This window comes from Hyalangium minutum, assembly GCF_000737315.1.
GTDB classification, from domain to species: domain Bacteria; phylum Myxococcota; class Myxococcia; order Myxococcales; family Myxococcaceae; genus Hyalangium; species Hyalangium minutum.
On sequence record NZ_JMCB01000007.1, the window covers coordinates 230,036 to 246,146 of the forward strand.

Genomic DNA, 16,111 nt, shown 5'->3' on the forward strand with positions numbered 1-16,111 from the left:
GCCCCGCGTGCTCCCGGCCTTCCTCCTGTTGGGCTACCTGGCGGGCTCCATCCCCTTTGGGGTGCTGGTGACGCGCTGGACGCGCGGGGTGGATGTCCGGGAGCAGGGCAGCGGCAACATCGGCGCCACCAACGTCGCACGCGTCGCGGGCAAGAAGCTGGGCGTGCTGGTCCTCGTGCTTGATGCGCTCAAGGGGACCCTGCCCGTGCTGCTGGCGCTGCGGTTCCTGCCGGACCACCCGCTTGCGCACGTGGCCGTGGCGTTCGCTGCGTTCCTGGGGCACTGCTATCCCGTGTGGCTCAAGTTCCACGGGGGCAAGGGTGTTGCCACCGCGCTCGGTGTTCTCCTCGTCCTCGTTCCCTGGGCCGCACTTGCTGGGCTCACGGTCTATGGACTGGTGCTGGTGACGACCCGGATGAGCTCGCTCGGCTCCCTGTCAGCGGGCGTGGCCGCGGTCATCACGGCGGTGCTCACGGCCCGAGCCCCGGAGTACGCAGTGCTCTCAGGATTGCTCTTCGCCTTCATCCTCTGGACGCACCGGAGCAACATCCTTCGCCTGCTGCGCCACACCGAGCGCCGGCTCTGAGTCCTCCTTCTCCGAAGCGGGGCCCTTCATTCCGATGCGGTAGCCCAGCAGGGTGCAGGGGATGGGACCGTTCCACACGTCCCGGCGAGCCGAGGGCCGCGCGTGGAAGGCGCTCTCGAAGGCCGGGTTGCCGGAGAGCACGTAGATCCGCCATCCATCCAAGGTCCGGAGGTTCTCCCCGAGCTTGAAGTAGAAGGACTTCATGCCCTTCTGGCCGCCCGTGCCGATGCGCTCCCCGTAAGGAGGGTTGGTGATGAGCAGGCCGCCGCCCTCGGGCAGGGGAAGGGGCTTGGTGGCGTCGCCCTCGGTGATCTCGATCTCCTCCGAGAGCCGCGCGGCCTGCACGTTCCGTCGAGCGGCATCCAGCGCCTCGGGATCCTTGTCGAAGCCCCGCAGCGCCACGGTCACCTTGCGCTCGTTCCGCCGGGCGTCCGCGCGCAGATCCTCCAGCAGCTCCTTGGCTCGGGCTCCCAGGTGCGGCCAGCGCTCCACCGCGAACGAGCGGCCAATCCCCGGCGCTCGCCGCCGTGCGATGAGCCCTGCTTCAATGAGCAGCGTGCCGGAGCCGCACATGGGGTCCACCACGGACTCCTCGCCGGTATAGCGAGCCGCTCGCAGCAATGCCGCGGCCAGGGTCTCCTTCAAAGGCGCGGGAGTGGGGCGCACGCGGTAGCCCCGGCGGTGCAGAGGCTCGCCGCACAGGTCCAGCGAGAGCGACAGCCGCTCGCGCGCCAGGTGGGCCACCACGCTCACGTCCGGGTTGCGCGTGTTCACGTCGGGCCGAGCCCCCAGCGTGCCGCGCATCCGGTCCACGAGGGCATCCTTCACCTTGAGCGCCACGAAGCCCGAGTGGCTGTGCTCGCTGTCCTTCAGCGTGGCCTCCACCGCGAAGGTGTTCTCGGTCGTGAGGTGCTCCTCCCAGGGCACGCTGGCCGCCGCCTCGTAGAGTCCCTCCGCGCCGTGGGCCTCGAACTCGCCCAGCGGGTAGAGCACCCGCATCGCGATGCGAGACCAGAGGCACACGCGGAGCGCCTCATCGAGCGAGGCCAGGAAGCGCACCCCGCCCCGGTCCTGGCGGATGCGGCGAGCGCCGAGCTCACGAAGCTCCTCGGCCAGGAGGTCTTCGGTGCCGCGGGCGGTGGTGGCGAAGAGAGCGAGGCGTTCAGCCATGACAACGCCCTTAACGAACCCGAGGCCGCTTGGAAACGGAGAAGAGACTTATTCGCCCACCACCTCATACATCGTGAAGGTGGCGTCCTCCGCGACGCTGGCAGCCCTGGCGACCTGGAAGTCCGGGGACTGCAGGTAGGCGCGCAGTGCCTCCCTGTCCCGCCAGCGTGTCACCAGCAGGAACTCCGGCTGGCGCTCGTAGGAGCGCAGGACCTCCAGGCCCAGGAACCCGGCGTGCGCATCCACGAGCCGTGAGCGCTCCCGGAAGCGGGAGACCAGGCCCTCGGCCTGGTCGGGAGGAGGGCGGAAGCGCGAGATGGCGACAATCATCCCTTCACGTTCTACATCGCACCCGCGCCGGGCATGTCTCCCACGGCGCGGATGAGCACCTCGCGGGGCTTGGCGCCGTCGGCCGGGCCGACCACGCCGTCACGCTCCATCCGCTCGATCATGCGGGCGGCGCGGTTGTACCCGATGCGCATCTTGCGCTGGAGCATGGAGATGGACACCGCGCGCATCTCGCTCACGGTGGCGAGCGCCTGGTCGTACAACTCGTCGGACAGCTCGTCCTCCTCGCCACCGCTCTCCACGTCCTCGTCGCGCGGCTTGAGGATGGACTCGTCGAAGACGGGCTTGCCCTGGGCCTTGAGGTGGTCCACCGCGCGCTTGATCTCCGTCTCGGAGACGAAGGCACCGTGCACACGCTGCAGGTGGGCGCTCGTGGGCGGCATGATGAGCATGTCGCCCATGCCGAGCAGGGCCTCGGCGCCCACCGTGCCCAGAATCGTCATCGAGTCCGGCTTCGAGCGCAGCATGAAGCTGATGCGCGTGGGGAAGTTGGCCTTGATGATGCCCGTGACGACGTCCGTGGACGGGCGCTGTGTGGCGACCATCAGGTGGATGCCGGCGGCGCGGGCCATCTGAGCCAGGCGCGCCACGTAGGTCTCCACCTCGCGGCTGGCGACCATCATCAGGTCCGCCAGCTCGTCGATGATGACCACGATGTACGGCAGCTTCTTGAGCTCCTTCTTCTCGGGCTCGGCGGGCTCGGCGGAGTCGGCAGCGGCCTCCTCGTTCTCCGAGGACTCCTGGGCCTCCAGCTCCCCGGCCTCGTTCTCCGCGTCGTCCTGAGCGGCCTCCGTGGGCTCGGGCTCGGATGCCACGGCCTCGCGCATGTCCTCGAGGTCGTCCTTGGGCGCGGCGACACCGGGGCCCTCGTCGCTCGTGGCGGCGGCTGCGGCGGGAGCGGCCTCGTCCTGGGCCACGTCCACCACGAGCACGTTCTTCGGCTTGGAGGGCTTCTTCTCCGCCGCGGGCTTCTCGGCCGTGGACACCACGGTGGCGGTGCTCTCCACCAGCTTGTTGAAGCCGGCGATGTTGCGCACGCCCGCCTCGGACAGCATCTGGTAGCGGCGCTCCATCTCCTCCACCGCCCAGCGCAGCGCGAGCGCGGCCTTCTTCGGGTCGGTCACCACGGGCAGCAGCAGGTGGGGGATGCCCTCGTAGACGGACAGCTCGAGCATCTTCGGGTCCACCATGATGAAGCGGACCTCCTCCGGCGTGGACTTCAGGAGGATGCTCATGATCATCGAGTTGACGGCCACGGACTTACCGGAGCCGGTGGTACCCGCGATGAGCAGGTGCGGCGCCTTGGCCAGGTCGAAGACGTACGGCATGCCCTCGATGTCCTTGCCCACGCACATGGTCAGGCGGCTCGAGCCCTTCTGGAAGGCGTCCTGCTCGGCGATCTCCTTGAGGTAGACGGTCTCGCGATCCTTATTAGGGACCTCGATGCCCACCACGCCCTTGCCGGGAATGGGGGCGACGATGCGCACGCGCATGGCCTCCATCGCCATGGCGAGGTCATCCGCGAGCGCGGCGATCTTGCTCACCTTGATGCCGGGGCCCGGGAGGAACTCGTACATGGTGACGACAGGACCGGGGCGGATCTCCACCACCTCGCCCTGGATGCCGAAGTCGGCCAGCTTGGCGCGCAGCTTCTCCGCCGTGACGAGGAACGCGTCCTTGTCCAGCTCGGAGCGCTCCTTCTTGTCGCACTCGAGCACGTCGAGCGGCGGCAGCGAGAAGCTCTTGCGGCCTCCGACGAACTCGAACTCGTTCTCCTTCTTCTTCGGAGCGGTGGGCTTGGGCGGCGCTTTGGGCTCCACGATGAGCGGCATGCGCGCCAGCGCGGACGCAGGCGCCGGGACAATGGCGGCAGGGCTCGCAGCAGCTGGAGCCGCAGTGGGAGGAGCCGCGGCCAGCGCAGCAAGCGGGTTCGCCGCCGCAGCGGGAACGGGCTCCGCGGCAGCCGCGGACGCAGCCAGGGCAGAGGCCGGCACGGGCGGCACGGAATTGGACGCGGCCGGCGGGGTGACGATGTTCGGTCCCTTGCGCTCGCGCTTGCGGGGAGGCTCGGACGGGGCCGCATTGGCGGCGGCAGGCACCGCAGGGGTGGGCGCGAGGAACGAGGCCCAGGCCGGATCGGCTCCCGGCGCCGGACGCTTCTCGAGCTTCTCGAGCTTCTCGGGCAGGGCGAGCACAGGAGCCCCAGAAGGCAGCTCGTCCGGCGTCTCCTTCTCCTTGAGACGCGCCTCGCGAGCCGCCTCCTTGGTCTCCTTCGCTGTCTTCTTGGCGAGCTGGAGCTGCTCTTTCTCCTGCTCCCGAGCCAGCCGCACGGCCTCCTCGGCCATGGCCTCGGCCTCGGCAGCCTCGGCCTCGGCGGCATCGCGCTCGGCCTCCTCCAACTCCTCCTCATCCGCCTCGAGCTGCGCGAGGAACGCCGCCTCCTCCTGCTTCTCCTGCTCGAGCCGCTCCTGGCGCTCCTTGTAGGCGACCTTCTGCGCCTCGAGGAAGGCCACGAAGGACTCCTGAGCCTGGCGGCCGAGCACGCTCAGCCCTGCCCACGCCAGCGCGCACAGCTTCAGGAAGGTGTACTGGGTGCCGACGATGAGCGCTGCCACGGACACGGCGGTGACGAGAATGACGGTGCCCACGGTGGAGAACAGGCCCTGCATCAGCCCACCGAGGCTCGCACCCACGGCACCACCGGGCGGATGCGCCCAGCCGGGATCGCCTCCGAAGATGAGCTGCGCGAGCACGGCCACGCTGATCGTCAGCATCGTCAGCGCGACAATCTGAGGCAGGCGGCGGCGCTCGCGGTTGCCCACGAAGATGACCGCGGCGGCATAGAGGCCGCAGCTGGGAACGAGGTAGGCGCACACGCCGAGCAGGCCTCGCAGGGACTCGGCGACGAGGTGGCCCATGGGGCCGACCAGGTTCCGGAACCCGGGGCCCACCCGGTCGTGCGCATCAAAGGATGCCACCGACAGCAGAGAGATGAGGGATGCGGCGAGGATGAAGACGCCCAGCAGCGCCTTCCGTCCCGTCCCCCCCGTCTGCATCTTCTTCTCCGCCAGCGCCTTGCGACGCGTAGCGATGTCCTGCCTCGACAGGACCGTCTTCTCCGCCCTGGTGGACGACTTCCTGGCCGCCATGACCTTCCTCTTGAGACTCGTAGCAGGCTGTAGCGACTGCCCGGGCGAGTGTAGGGAGGGTGGGGGACGGGTCAATTTTCCGGCCGTTGGATGCACGGCAGGGCGCTCACCAATTTGAGGCCCTACGGCTCTGGAGTCAGTATGGTGCCCGGACCGAAGAGGGCAGGCGGGGTGCATGGACGTCCGATGCGAGCGCTGCAAGACGCAGTACGAAATCGATGACTCCCGGATTTCCGAGACGGGAGTTACCGTCCAGTGCACGACGTGTCACCACGTCTTCGTGGTGAAGAAGAAGGCACTGGTCGTCACGGTGCCGGTGAAGCCGGGACAGGTGCCCGCGGCGCCCGCAGCTCCAGGAGAGCCCACGGCGCCTCCTGTGGGGGGGCCTCCGCCAGGACTGCGCCCACTCTCGCCGCCCATGAGCACGCCGCCCCCGGTGACGGCTGCCCCCAGCCCGGAGCCTGCGGTCCAGGCTCCACCTTCGGCCTCGCCGCAGCCCTCCGCCCAAGTGCTGCCCCCAGCAGCTCCGGGGTCGCGCGAGTGGCGCCTCCGCCAGCCCAGCGGCAACACCTTCACCTTTAAGGACCTCACCACCCTCCAGAAGTGGATCGTCGAGCGCAAGGTGGCGCGCGATGACGAGATCTCCCTGACGGGAGAGACCTGGAAGCGGCTGGGGGACATCGCGGAGCTGGCAACCTTCTTTCAGGTGGTGGACGAAGCTCAGCGGGCCGTCGTGCTGCAGGCTCAACTGGGGATGACTCCAGGCACTGCGGCGCCCCTGGAGTCCGCTCCCGCCGCACGAAAAGGGAGCAAGCTGCCAGTTGTCCTCGTCGCGCTCCTGGCCCTGCTGGGGGTGGGAGCACTTGGGTACTACTACCTGGTGGTGATGCCTCGTCCGGAGGATGAGGCTCTGCGTGCGGAGGCCACCGCGCGGCTCGAAGCCGAGCGTCTCGAGAAAGAACGGCAAGCGCAGATCCGCGCCACCCAGGCCGCGGCAGAGGCCCAGCTTCGAGCCGATGCCGGGAGCACGCCAGCTCCCTCGGAGGATGGGGGAGTTCTGGCGGGGACGCCGGGAACAGGCGATGGCGGCACTTCGGAGGACGCCGGGACCGCCCAGGACGCTGGAACGAGCGTGGATGCTGGCACGGCCCTGGACGCCGGGCTCGTGGACGCGGGCGTCGCCACGGACGGGGGCGCGGTGAAGCGGCCCGCTCCCGTCCGGGACTTCGATTATTGGGTGGCTCAAGGAGATCGCCTGCGCGAGCGTGAGCGGCCCCAGCAGGCCCTGGATGCCTACGCGGAGGCGGCGGAGATGGAGCCAGACCGGGCGGAGCCGTATGCGGGGCGGGGATTTGCCTACCTGGACCTGGGAGAGCCTCGTCAGGCGGAGACCGAGTTCAAGGAGTCCCTGAAAATCAACCCGAATTACGGGGATGCCATCATGGGACTTGCGGAGACCTACCGCTCCCAGGGAAAGAAGGCAGAGGCAATCCGCTACTACGAGCGGTACCTTGCGGTCCTGCCGAACGGCCCCGAGGCCGCGGTAGCACGCACCGCGATCGAGCGTTTGAAGGAGTGAGGAGAACACATGGCTGACTTCGACAAGCCGTCGTCCACCGAGGAGGAGTACTTCGCCCGCGAGGATATCGAGAAGAAGCGCAAGCTGGCGCTTCAGCAGGCGGAGGAACTGGCGGCCAAGCGCCGCGAGGAGCTGATGCAGCTGCACTACATGAAGTGCCCCAAGTGCGGCATGGACCTGCAGACGCTCAGCAAGGGCTCGGTGGAGATCGACACCTGCTTCAACTGCCACGGTGTGTGGCTGGACGCGGGTGAGCTGGAGTCCATCATCAAGCAGGGCCCCGAGGGGGGCGGCAAGGTGATGGGCGCCGTCCTCAACCTGTTCAAGCGCAAGTAGTCCGGAGTCCTCCGCATGAAGCTCACGATCGAGCAGGTCCGCCATGTGGCCAACCTGGCGCGGCTGTCGCTGACGCCCGAGGAGGAGCAGCGCTACGCCACGCAGCTCTCCGCGGTGCTGGACGCGGTGGCGCAGCTGCAGGAACTCGACGTGAGCGGTGTGGAGCCCACCTCGCATGCCACGCTCGCGGCCTCGCTGTTGCGCGAGGACGTGACGCGGCCGTCGCTGCCGCCGGAGAAGGGGCTGGCCAATGCTCCTTCGAAGGTGGGCACCAGCTTCGCGGTTCCGAAGATCATCGAGTGAGGCCATGGAGCTGACCGACCTGTCGATGCTGGAGCTGGCGGCGAAGCTGGCCGCGGGAGAGGTCTCCTCGGTGGAGGTGACGCGGGCGTGCCTGGCGCGCATCGCCCAGGTGGATGGGAAGGTGAAGGCCTTCCTGTGCCTGGACGAGAAGGGCGCACTGGCGGCCGCCGAGGCCAGTGACGCACGCCGAAAGGCCGGCAGTCCGGCCAGTCCGTTGGATGGGGTGCCCATCGGGGTGAAGGATCTCTTCCTCACGGAGGGCGTGCCGACGACGGCGGGCTCGCGCATCCTGGAAGGGTTCAGCCCTCCCTACGACTCGACGGTGGTGGGCCTGCTCAAGAAGGCGGGCCTGCCCATCGTGGGCAAGCTGAACCTGGACGAGTTCGCCATGGGCTCGTCCAACGAGAGCAGCGCCTACGGCCCCACGCACAACCCCTGGGCGCTGGACCGGACGCCGGGAGGCTCCTCGGGAGGCTCGGCGGCGGCAGTCGCGGCGCGCGAGGTGTTCGGCGCGCTGGGAACGGACACGGGCGGTTCCATTCGCCAGCCCGCGGCGTTCACCAACCTGGTGGGCATCAAGCCGACGTACGGGCGCGTCTCCCGCTACGGAGTCATCGCCTACGCCTCGTCGCTGGACCAAGTGGGGCCGATGGCGCGCACGGTGCCGGACACGGCGGCGCTGCTGCAGCTCATCGCCCAGCACGATCCGCTCGACTCCACCTCCGCGCCGGTGGAGGCGCCCAACTACAGCGAGGACCTTGAGGGCGGCGTGCGCGGTCTGAAGCTCGGCGTGCCGCGCGAGTACTTCATCGAGGGCATGGACCCCGAGGTGGAGGCCACGGTGCGCCAGGCCATGGCGGCCTACGAGCGCCTGGGCGCGACGCTGGTGGAAGTGTCGCTGCCGCACACGAAGTACGCGTTGGCCACGTACTACCTGCTGGCTCCGGCCGAGGCCTCCAGCAACCTCGCGCGCTACGACGGCGTGCGCTACGGGCTGCGCGCCAAGGACGCCAAGGGCCTGCGGGAGATGTACGGCCAGTCCCGGGACCGCGGCTTCGGCTCCGAGGTGAAGCACCGCATCATGCTGGGCACCTACGCCCTGTCGGCGGGCTACTACGACGCCTACTACGTGCGCGCGCAGAAGGTCCGCACCCTCATCCGCCAGGACTTCACGAAGGCCTTCGAGCAGGTGGATGCGATCCTCTCGCCGGCCTCGCCCGTGCCGCCGTTCAAGCTGGGCGAGAAGACGGACAACCCGCTGTCCATGTACCTCATGGACGTGTTCACGCTGCCGTGCAACCTGGCGGGGCTGCCCGGCCTGTCGTTGCCGTGTGGCTTCACGAAGTCGAACCTGCCCATTGGGCTGCAGATTCTCGGCAAGCCCTTCGACGAGGCGCGGCTCTTGCGCATCGCTCGGGCCTTCGAGCGTGAGCACGACTTCTCCCGCCGCCTCGCCCCGCTCTAGAGGAGCGCCCCAGGTACCGTCATGCCCCTGAGCGATTTCCAGCCTGTCATCGGCCTCGAGGTCCACGCCCAGCTGCTCACGAAGTCGAAGATCTTCTGTGGGTGCTCCACGGAGTTCGGCGCCGAGCCGAACCGCAACACATGCCCGGTGTGCCTCGGCATGCCTGGGGTGCTGCCGGTGCTCAACCAGCGGGTGGTGGAGTTCGCCGTCCGCACGGGCCTGGCGCTGGGCTGCACCATCAAGAAGACGAGCATCTGGAGCCGGAAGAACTACTTCTATCCGGACTTGCCCAAGGGCTACCAAATTACCCAGTTCGACCAGCCCATTTGCGAGTGGGGCAAGCTGACGATCGACACGCCCGAGGGCGAGAAGGTCATCAACATCCGCCGCATCCACATGGAGGAGGACGCGGGGAAGAACGTGCACGACGCGGCGGTGGGCGAGAGCCTGGTGGACCTGAACCGCGCGGGGGTGCCGCTGCTGGAGATCGTCAGCGAGCCGGATCTGCGGAACGCGGACGAGGCGGTGGAGTACCTCAAGGCGCTGCGCGAGGTGCTGGTGTACCTCGGGGTGAACGACGGGAACCTGGAGGAGGGCTCGTTCCGCTGCGATGCCAACGTGTCGGTGATGCGCAAGGGCGACACGAAGTACGGCACGCGCGTGGAGCTGAAGAACATCAACTCGTACCGCTTCATCAAGCAGGCCATCGAGTACGAGATCAGCCGGCACGTGGACGTCATCGAGGCGGGCGGGAAGATCGACCAGGAGACGCGGCTCTGGGACACGCAGCGCTACGAGTCGCGATCCATGCGCTCGAAGGAAGAGGCGCACGACTACCGCTACTTCCCGGAGCCGGACCTGCCGCCGCTGCACGTCGCGGATGCGCTGATCGACCAGATGGCGCAGGGGCTGCCGGAGCTGCCGCGCCCGAAGCTGCAGCGGTTCATGAGCCAGTACGGGCTGCCCGCGTATGACGCGAAGTTGCTGTGCTCCGAGCGCCCGCTGGCCGAGTTCTTCGAGGCCTGCGCGCAGCACTCCAAGGACTACAAGAAGCTCTCCAACTGGTTCCAGGGGGAGCTGGCGCGCCTGCTGAACGAGAGCGCTGGAGCGGTGACGATCTCCACGCTCAAGTTCACGCCAGCGCAGCTGGCGGAGCTGCTCACGGCAGTGGAGAAGGGGACGCTGTCGAACAACGCGGCCAAGGACGTGCTCGGGGAGATGTTCCGCACGGGCAAGGCGCCGGACGCCATCATCGCGGAGAAGGGGCTGGCGCAGGTCAGCGACTCGGGCGCGGTGGAGGCGGTGGTGGACGAAATCCTCGCGAAGAACGCGGGCGAGGTGGAGAAGTACCGGGCCGGCAAGAAGCAGATCTTTGGTTTCTTCGTGGGGCAGGTGATGAAGGCGATGAAGGGCAAGGGCAACCCCACGCTCGTCAACGACCTGCTGAAGAAGAAGCTCGGGGACTGAGCCCGGGCCGCCTCACGCCTGTGGGGCGCGCGATGCGTTCCCGTGGAGGTCCAGGGGCACGGTGACGTGCAGGACGTCCTCTGCCCGGGGAGTCGCGGATTGGGCGAGGACCCGCACCTCGCCTGGGCGCACGCGCTCGAAGATGAGCGAGGGGGCCTCGAAGACGTTCTCGAAGAAGCTCCCGACGAGCTGAGGGTTCACCGCATAGCGCACGCGCTGGAGCGCCGCGAGCTGGGAGTAGAGCCCCTCGTTGAACCACTGCTCGCACCGCAGTTGCGTCTCTCCGGGGGCGTTGAACGCCCACGGTCCATCCCAAGCCCACGCGTTGGCCGAGGGCTGCGCGATGATGTCCGCCCCCAGCGCATCCAGCACCCGCGCGGCGGGCACGAACGAGGGCTCCTGTGAGGTGTGGGCCTCGCGGAAGCCGTCGTAACAGATGAGCGTGCCGAGCCGGCCGAAGGGAGTGGGCACCACCTCCAATTCCTCGGGGCGCCCTGGGCTGAGGCGGACGACATCCTCTTGCGTGGGCACCAGGTTCACCTTCCGCGTCACCGCGACGCAGCGGCCCTCGGGAGAGAACGTGTAGCTCGTGTTGTACGTGCGCGCGTTCACCGGCACGAAGTCCTCGGTGTCCGCTCCGAGCTTGCTCCGGGGCAGCAGCGCACTCCCGCCGACAACCCACAGGCCGAAGTCCCGGGCTATTCCCGAGAACGTGCGCCACATGGCCCGGTGCACCCGGCCTGCCACGGCGGCATAGAGGCACTCTTCGAGGGAAGACGGCCGGTAGCGCAGGGCCGCCGAAGCCAGCGCAAGGGCCTCGGTCAGGGCCACGCGGATCATGGCACCCTGGGTCGTCCGGGAGCGGCGCACTCGGTGGAGATGGCCCATGAGCCCCAGGGGAGCGCCGACCATCTCCGGCCAGACGGCCAGGGCCGGGTACAGCGGGCGCCCCAGCGCATCCCGAGCCCGGAGCGTATCGATTCGACGGGCGAGGGCGCGGTGCCGGTCAACGAAGCGCTCCTCGCTGGAGTAGTCCTCCAGCGAGATGCAGGGTTGGACAGCGAACAGCTCGACGTGCGTGCAGGGGAGGGGGGCGTCCACTGAGACGCCAATGCTACTTGATCAGCCCAATCTCCCTCAGGCGCTGCTGGAGGAACGTATCCGCGGTGATGGGAGGCAGGCCTGTGCCCGTGGCCGCCAGCGGCAGCGTCTCCAGCAGACAGTTCGGATACGGGTGCACGAAGAAGGGCATCGAGTAGCGCGTGGTGTCGTCCTCGGCGCTCTTCGGGTTCACCACGCGATGCGTCGTCGAGGGAATCACGTTGTTCGTCACGCGGCTGAGCATGTCGCCCGAGTCCACGACGATCTGCCCGCGCAGCGTGTCCACGGGGATCCACTCTCCATCCCGCGTGAGCAGCTCCAGCCCCGAGGCGGTGCCCTCGCACAGCAGGGTGATGAGGTTGATGTCCTCGTGCTCGGCGGCGCGCACTCCGCCGGGGATGAAGCGCTCCTTCAGCGGCGGGTAGTGGATGAGCCGCAGGATGGAGTTACCGTCCTGCGCCATGGCGCTGAAGGTGTCCCGCGCCACGCCAAAGTACTCCGCGAGTGCGTGCAGCATCACCGACGCTGCCAGGTCCAACTCGCCGAAGAGCTTCAGGGTGCTCTCCTTGAACGACGGCACCTCCTCGGGCCACACGTTGGGGCCATAGTGCGGAGAAAAGTGCGGGTGGGTGGGATTCAGTTCCCGGCCCACATGCCAGAACTCCTTGAGGTCGCCCACGGTACGGTTCTTGGCGTGCTCCTGGCCGTAGCCCGTGTAGCCGCGCTGGCCGGCGCCACCGGGGACGGTATAGCGGCGCTTCTTGTCTTCTGAGAGATTGAAGAAGCGCTCTACGTCCGAGTAGGTGCGGCGGATGAGGCTGTCCTCGATGCCGTGGCCTTCCACGGAGACGAAGCCGAACTCCTTGAGGGCATCTCCGAAGACCTGGACGAAGCGAGCGCGTTCCTGTGGGGTCCCGGAACGGTAGTGGGCGAGGTTGACGAGCGGGATGCGACGGGCCGGGTTGGACATGGTGCGTCACTCTACCTATCTCCTTGGATCTCTTGAGTGAAACCGTCCGTGCATCGGACGAGCCCGTCCGCTACCCTGGCGGACAGGGGGGCGCTCCTTCCGGGGCTCTTCACTCCAGGGTGGCGCTAGACCCCTGGGCCGCTTTAAAACTCCCACTTCTGGGGCAGGATGACGGCATCTGATCATGCGTACGTTGGTAGAGACTGCCTGCAGGCACACGCCAACGCAGCGCACTGCATGAAGAGGCCTGTCCTGGGCCAGCGAGGATTGCGCACCCGCCATGGAGGATGAGCACAACTCCCCAGACATGATGACGGCGGATGAAGAGGATCCGCTGCTGGGGACGCAGCTTGGAAGCTTCCGCTTGGTGCGGCGGCTCGGGCGGGGCGGCATGGGCACCGTCTACCTGGGCGAGCACGTGTCCATTGGCAGCCGCATGGCGGTGAAGGTGCTGCACGAGCACCTGGCCGCCTATCCCGAGCTCGTCCAGCGCTTCCACGCCGAGGCGCGGGCCGTGAACCTCATCGGCCACGAGAACATCGTCAGCATCTTCGACCTGAACTCCGCGCCCCCGCGGCCCTACCTCATCATGGAGTACCTGGAGGGGGTTCCGCTGTCCTCGATGGTGGGCACGCCGGTGAAGGCGGAGGTGTGGATCCCCATCCTGTCCCAGGCCTGCGAGGCGCTGCACGCGGCCCACTTGCGCGGCATCGTCCACCGCGACCTGAAGCCCGACAACATCTTCCTGGTTCAGCGGGCCAAGGGCGCGCCGCCCTTCGTGAAGGTGCTCGACTTCGGCATCGCCAAGCTCATCGACGGGGCGGGGCCGCAGACACAGGCGGGCATCATCGTCGGCACGCCGGAGTACATGTCGCCCGAGCAGTCGCGCAGCCTGCGGCTGGATGGGCGCGCGGACGTCTATTCGCTGGGCGTCATCGCCTACCAGATGGCCACCGGGAGGCTTCCCTTCATGGAGGAGGGGACGGCCGCCCAGCTCGTGGCGCACCAGACGATTCCCCCACCGCCTCCGCGGTCCATCTACGCGGGCGTGTCCATTCCCGTGGACGCGGTCATCCTGCGCTCGCTCGCCAAGTCGCTGACGGACCGGTACGAGAACGCCCTGGCCCTGAAGGCCGCCCTGGAGGCCGCTCTTGCGGAGGAGCTCCGAGGGCCGCCTCCTGAGCCTCCTCCGGCGCCGCCGCCTCCGGTCGCCAGCCCGGTGCGAGAGACGCCGTCGCGCCGCCGAGCGCGTCCGGTGGAGCTGCCCGCGCGGGTGGTACTCCGTCCGGGGGCGCAGCCGGAGCGGCTGGTGTGCTCGGACATTGCCCGCGGTGGACTGTTCCTCCGCACGCAGGGGGAGCTGCCCCCGCTCTTCTCCCGGGTTCAGGTGACGCTGGAGCTGGGGCGCGGGGCGCTCACGGCCAACTGCGAGGTGGTGCGCCTCGTGACGCCGGAGCAGGCCCTGCTCTGGGGCATGGCGCCCGGCTTCGGGGTGCAGTTCGTGGATGCCTCGGCCGACTTCAAGGCGGCCATTGACCAGCTCCTCAAGGGAGGCACGGGCAATACCCCGCAGGTGGCGGTGGCCGAGCCCTCCAAGGACGTAGAGGCCGAGGTGCTGCTGGAGGGCTTCCGCACGAACCTCCAGAAGGACCACTACTCCCTGCTGTCGCTCCCGCAGGACGCGAACCTTGAGACCATCCGGACCCGCGTGCGCGTGGCCCTCGGGGAACTGGAGGGTCTGAAGGGCCGCCCACTCTCGTCCTCGCAGCGCGCGCTGCTGGAGTCGGTGCTCACCCGCGTGCGGGATGCGGGAGAGACGCTGACGAACGTGACTCGCCGGGCGATGTATGACGCACTGCTCGGCAACTTCCGGGGCGTGGAGAGCTGCCTGTCCGCGGGCCTCACCGTCACGCAGCTCGAGGCTCTGCGCAAAGACTTCCTCGTCCGGCGGCCCAACGCGGCGGGCACGGCACGCGTCCACATCCTCACGGGCAACGCCTACGAGAAGAACGGCCAGCTCGCGCGCGCCGTGGAGGCCTACGAGCGGGGGCTGGCGGTGGATCCGCTGGACCTCGCCCTGCTCCAGCGGTACCGCGCGTTGCGCCGGGCCTTGTCGAGCCGCCCCTCGCCTTGAGCCGGCGGAGCCCGGGCAAACGAAGGCCCCAGACACCCGCGAGCGGGGCTGGGGCCTGAGGAACTGCGGGGGGCTTCAGTTAGCGGGGGTTCACCAGGCGCGCGCCCTGGCGAACGCTGTCCTCGCCCACCGACGAGAGGCACGTGTCGCTGATGTTGGCGAGGTGGGAGAGCGCGCAGCCCGCGAACGAGTTGGTGAACTGCTGCTCAGTGGCCGCAGTGCACTTATCCAGATCCGCCACGCAGGAGTTGAAGTCGCGGATCTTGTCCTTGTCGGCATCCGTGCAGGACTTGGTCTGCTGCTCACACTGCTCGAGCTGCGCCTCCGTGGGCTCGGTGTACGGCGTGCCGTCGTTGAACGACGAACAGGCCTTGGTCTTCTCGTAGAAGTCCTTGTCAGAGTCCGCCAGGTCATCGCACAGAGAACCACCACAGCCCATCAGGGACAGGGAAACCACAGCGAAAGCACCGATCAGCCGCTTCATGTATTGACTCCTTGGTATCCAGCAAGTGAGGGCGCGCATCCTAGCGGGGGATTGGGGGCTGGCCAGAAATGCATTCAAGCAGGCATCAGCTCCGCTGTTTGCTGTATGGATGTGGGCCTGAGCCCTGCATCTGCCTTGACTCCTAGGATCATCTCCCGTAGATCGGCCCTCCTTTGCGTATGCGGACGGCCAGCCGTCCGGAATGCGCGGTGGATTCCACGGGTTGACCCAACCCGAATCGACTCGAGGGTTAGACGATGTACGCAGTGATTCGCACGGGCGGTAAGCAGTACCGCGTGGCCGAGGGCGATGTCCTCCGCATCGAGAAGGTTGCGGGCAATGTCGGCACCGAGGTGACCTTCAACGACGTCCTCATGCTGGGCGGCTCGGACTCCCCGAAGGTGGGCCGGCCGACGGTGGGTGGCGCCAAGGTGGTGGGCAAGATCCTGGCTCAGGACAAGCACCGCCGCGTCCTCCATTTCCGCAAGGAGAAGGAGGGCTGGACGCGCCGCCGGGGTCACCGTCAGCCGTACACCGAGGTCAAGGTTACCTCCATCTCCGGCTAAGGTCGGGTCAACTTTTCCCGGGCGCCGCGAGGCCGCTCGGTTCTCGTAGGACAGGTGTCATGGCTCATAAAAAGGGACAAGGCTCGTCTCGCAACGGGCGCGACTCGAATTCGCAGCGCCGCGGTGTGAAGGTGTTCGGCGGCGAAGAGGTGTCGGCGGGGAGCATCCTCGTGCGGCAGCTCGGCACGGTCATTCACCCCGGCACCAACGTGAAGTTGGGGCGTGACTACACCCTCTACTCCACGGTGGACGGAGTGGTGAAGTACGAGCGGCTCGGGCGCGACCGGAAGAAGGTCTCGGTCTACCCGGCCCAGGCGAGCGCCTAAGCGGCGTCTCCACGGGCCTGCCCTCAGGCGGGCCCGTCTGCAAGCGAGCGGGTCGCTCCCGGTCCAACGCCAGAAGGCGGCTGGACGCGAGGGCGGCCCGTTCTGCGTTTTTGAACATGGATCCCCC

Annotated in this window: 15 protein-coding genes; 9 read left to right on the top strand and 6 right to left on the bottom strand. The window is 68.2% G+C overall.

Annotated features, from left to right (window positions below; translation table 11 throughout):
* Positions 1 to 7: 7 nt before the first annotated feature.
* Positions 8 to 586: a glycerol-3-phosphate 1-O-acyltransferase PlsY gene (gene plsY / locus DB31_RS20565; protein WP_044190558.1), complete on the top strand. Its 579-nt coding sequence runs from the start codon at positions 8 to 10 to the stop codon at positions 584 to 586.
* On the opposite strand, the gene DB31_RS20570 is transcribed toward plsY, so the two are convergent.
* Genes DB31_RS20570 through DB31_RS20580 form a run of 3 tightly spaced genes read right to left on the bottom strand, consistent with a single transcriptional unit; the run spans position 503 to position 5,253 of the window.
* The gene (locus tag DB31_RS20570; RefSeq protein ID WP_044190560.1) at positions 503 to 1,756 is read right to left on the bottom strand and encodes a THUMP domain-containing class I SAM-dependent RNA methyltransferase; all 1,254 of its coding nucleotides are present in this window, start codon (positions 1,754 to 1,756) and stop codon (positions 503 to 505) included. The two genes, plsY and DB31_RS20570, sit on opposite strands and share 84 nt — an antisense overlap.
* A 48-nt stretch (positions 1,757 to 1,804) precedes the next feature.
* Entirely contained in the window at positions 1,805 to 2,086 is a 282-nt protein-coding gene (locus tag DB31_RS20575) for an antibiotic biosynthesis monooxygenase family protein (protein ID WP_044190561.1), read from the bottom strand.
* A gap of 11 nt (positions 2,087 to 2,097) precedes the next feature.
* The gene (locus DB31_RS20580; protein ID WP_044190562.1) at positions 2,098 to 5,253 is read right to left on the bottom strand and encodes a DNA translocase FtsK; all 3,156 of its coding nucleotides are present in this window, start codon (positions 5,251 to 5,253) and stop codon (positions 2,098 to 2,100) included.
* Positions 5,254 to 5,428: 175 nt separating this feature from the next.
* Between DB31_RS20580 and DB31_RS51275 the strand changes: the two genes are divergently transcribed.
* The 5 genes from DB31_RS51275 to gatB are packed head-to-tail and all read left to right on the top strand — an operon-like array spanning position 5,429 to position 10,403.
* On the top strand, positions 5,429 to 6,832 hold the full coding sequence (locus DB31_RS51275) for a tetratricopeptide repeat protein (protein WP_044190563.1): 1,404 nt from the start codon (positions 5,429 to 5,431) through the stop codon (positions 6,830 to 6,832).
* A gap of 9 nt (positions 6,833 to 6,841) precedes the next feature.
* On the top strand, positions 6,842 to 7,168 hold the full coding sequence (locus DB31_RS20590; RefSeq protein ID WP_044190564.1) for a TFIIB-type zinc ribbon-containing protein: 327 nt from the start codon (positions 6,842 to 6,844) through the stop codon (positions 7,166 to 7,168).
* A gap of 15 nt (positions 7,169 to 7,183) precedes the next feature.
* Positions 7,184 to 7,471, top strand: coding sequence for an Asp-tRNA(Asn)/Glu-tRNA(Gln) amidotransferase subunit GatC (gatC, locus tag DB31_RS20595; RefSeq protein WP_044190565.1), 288 nt, complete (start codon positions 7,184 to 7,186; stop codon positions 7,469 to 7,471).
* A gap of 4 nt (positions 7,472 to 7,475) precedes the next feature.
* Positions 7,476 to 8,936, top strand: coding sequence for an Asp-tRNA(Asn)/Glu-tRNA(Gln) amidotransferase subunit GatA (gene gatA / locus DB31_RS20600; RefSeq protein ID WP_044190568.1), 1,461 nt, complete (start codon positions 7,476 to 7,478; stop codon positions 8,934 to 8,936).
* A gap of 21 nt (positions 8,937 to 8,957) precedes the next feature.
* On the top strand, positions 8,958 to 10,403 hold the full coding sequence (gatB, locus tag DB31_RS20605; protein WP_044190570.1) for an Asp-tRNA(Asn)/Glu-tRNA(Gln) amidotransferase subunit GatB: 1,446 nt from the start codon (positions 8,958 to 8,960) through the stop codon (positions 10,401 to 10,403).
* 12 nt (positions 10,404 to 10,415) lie between these two features.
* On the opposite strand, the gene DB31_RS20610 is transcribed toward gatB, so the two are convergent.
* Positions 10,416 to 11,504 (bottom strand): carbon-nitrogen hydrolase family protein, encoded by a 1,089-nt coding sequence (locus DB31_RS20610; RefSeq protein WP_044190572.1) that lies wholly within the window; start codon positions 11,502 to 11,504, stop codon positions 10,416 to 10,418.
* A 13-nt stretch (positions 11,505 to 11,517) separates the two neighbouring features.
* Complete coding sequence (locus DB31_RS20615; protein ID WP_044190574.1) at positions 11,518 to 12,474, bottom strand: isopenicillin N synthase family dioxygenase; 957 nt, start codon at positions 12,472 to 12,474, stop codon at positions 11,518 to 11,520.
* 280 nt (positions 12,475 to 12,754) lie between these two features.
* On the opposite strand from DB31_RS20615, the gene DB31_RS20620 reads away from it, so the two are divergent.
* Positions 12,755 to 14,608 (top strand): protein kinase domain-containing protein, encoded by a 1,854-nt coding sequence (locus DB31_RS20620; RefSeq protein WP_205628538.1) that lies wholly within the window; start codon positions 12,755 to 12,757, stop codon positions 14,606 to 14,608.
* A 79-nt stretch (positions 14,609 to 14,687) separates the two neighbouring features.
* On the opposite strand, the gene DB31_RS20625 is transcribed toward DB31_RS20620, so the two are convergent.
* Entirely contained in the window at positions 14,688 to 15,092 is a 405-nt protein-coding gene (locus DB31_RS20625) for a hypothetical protein (RefSeq protein WP_044190576.1), read from the bottom strand.
* Between the two features lie 257 nt (positions 15,093 to 15,349).
* Between DB31_RS20625 and rplU the strand changes: the two genes are divergently transcribed.
* Positions 15,350 to 15,658, top strand: a complete 309-nt coding sequence (rplU, locus tag DB31_RS20630) for a 50S ribosomal protein L21 (protein WP_044190579.1) — start codon at positions 15,350 to 15,352, stop codon at positions 15,656 to 15,658.
* A gap of 59 nt (positions 15,659 to 15,717) precedes the next feature.
* Positions 15,718 to 15,984 carry a 50S ribosomal protein L27 gene (gene rpmA / locus DB31_RS20635; protein WP_044190582.1) on the top strand — a complete coding sequence of 89 codons (267 nt, stop codon included), beginning with the start codon at positions 15,718 to 15,720 and terminating at the stop codon, positions 15,982 to 15,984.
* Positions 15,985 to 16,111: the final 127 nt, after the last annotated feature.

Coding starts and splice junctions, on each gene's coding strand:
- DB31_RS20570 (WP_044190560.1), bottom strand. CDS start 1,756: ATGGCTGAACGCCTCGCTCTCTTCGCCACCACCGCCCGCGGCACCGAA.
- DB31_RS20575 (WP_044190561.1), bottom strand. CDS start 2,086: ATGATTGTCGCCATCTCGCGCTTCCGCCCTCCTCCCGACCAGGCCGAG.
- DB31_RS20580 (WP_044190562.1), bottom strand. CDS start 5,253: ATGGCGGCCAGGAAGTCGTCCACCAGGGCGGAGAAGACGGTCCTGTCG.
- DB31_RS51275 (WP_044190563.1), top strand. CDS start 5,429: ATGGACGTCCGATGCGAGCGCTGCAAGACGCAGTACGAAATCGATGAC.
- DB31_RS20590 (WP_044190564.1), top strand. CDS start 6,842: ATGGCTGACTTCGACAAGCCGTCGTCCACCGAGGAGGAGTACTTCGCC.
- gatC (WP_044190565.1), top strand. CDS start 7,184: ATGAAGCTCACGATCGAGCAGGTCCGCCATGTGGCCAACCTGGCGCGG.
- gatA (WP_044190568.1), top strand. CDS start 7,476: ATGGAGCTGACCGACCTGTCGATGCTGGAGCTGGCGGCGAAGCTGGCC.
- gatB (WP_044190570.1), top strand. CDS start 8,958: ATGCCCCTGAGCGATTTCCAGCCTGTCATCGGCCTCGAGGTCCACGCC.
- DB31_RS20615 (WP_044190574.1), bottom strand. CDS start 12,474: ATGTCCAACCCGGCCCGTCGCATCCCGCTCGTCAACCTCGCCCACTAC.
- DB31_RS20620 (WP_205628538.1), top strand. CDS start 12,755: ATGGAGGATGAGCACAACTCCCCAGACATGATGACGGCGGATGAAGAG.
- DB31_RS20625 (WP_044190576.1), bottom strand. CDS start 15,092: ATGAAGCGGCTGATCGGTGCTTTCGCTGTGGTTTCCCTGTCCCTGATG.
- rplU (WP_044190579.1), top strand. CDS start 15,350: ATGTACGCAGTGATTCGCACGGGCGGTAAGCAGTACCGCGTGGCCGAG.
- rpmA (WP_044190582.1), top strand. CDS start 15,718: ATGGCTCATAAAAAGGGACAAGGCTCGTCTCGCAACGGGCGCGACTCG.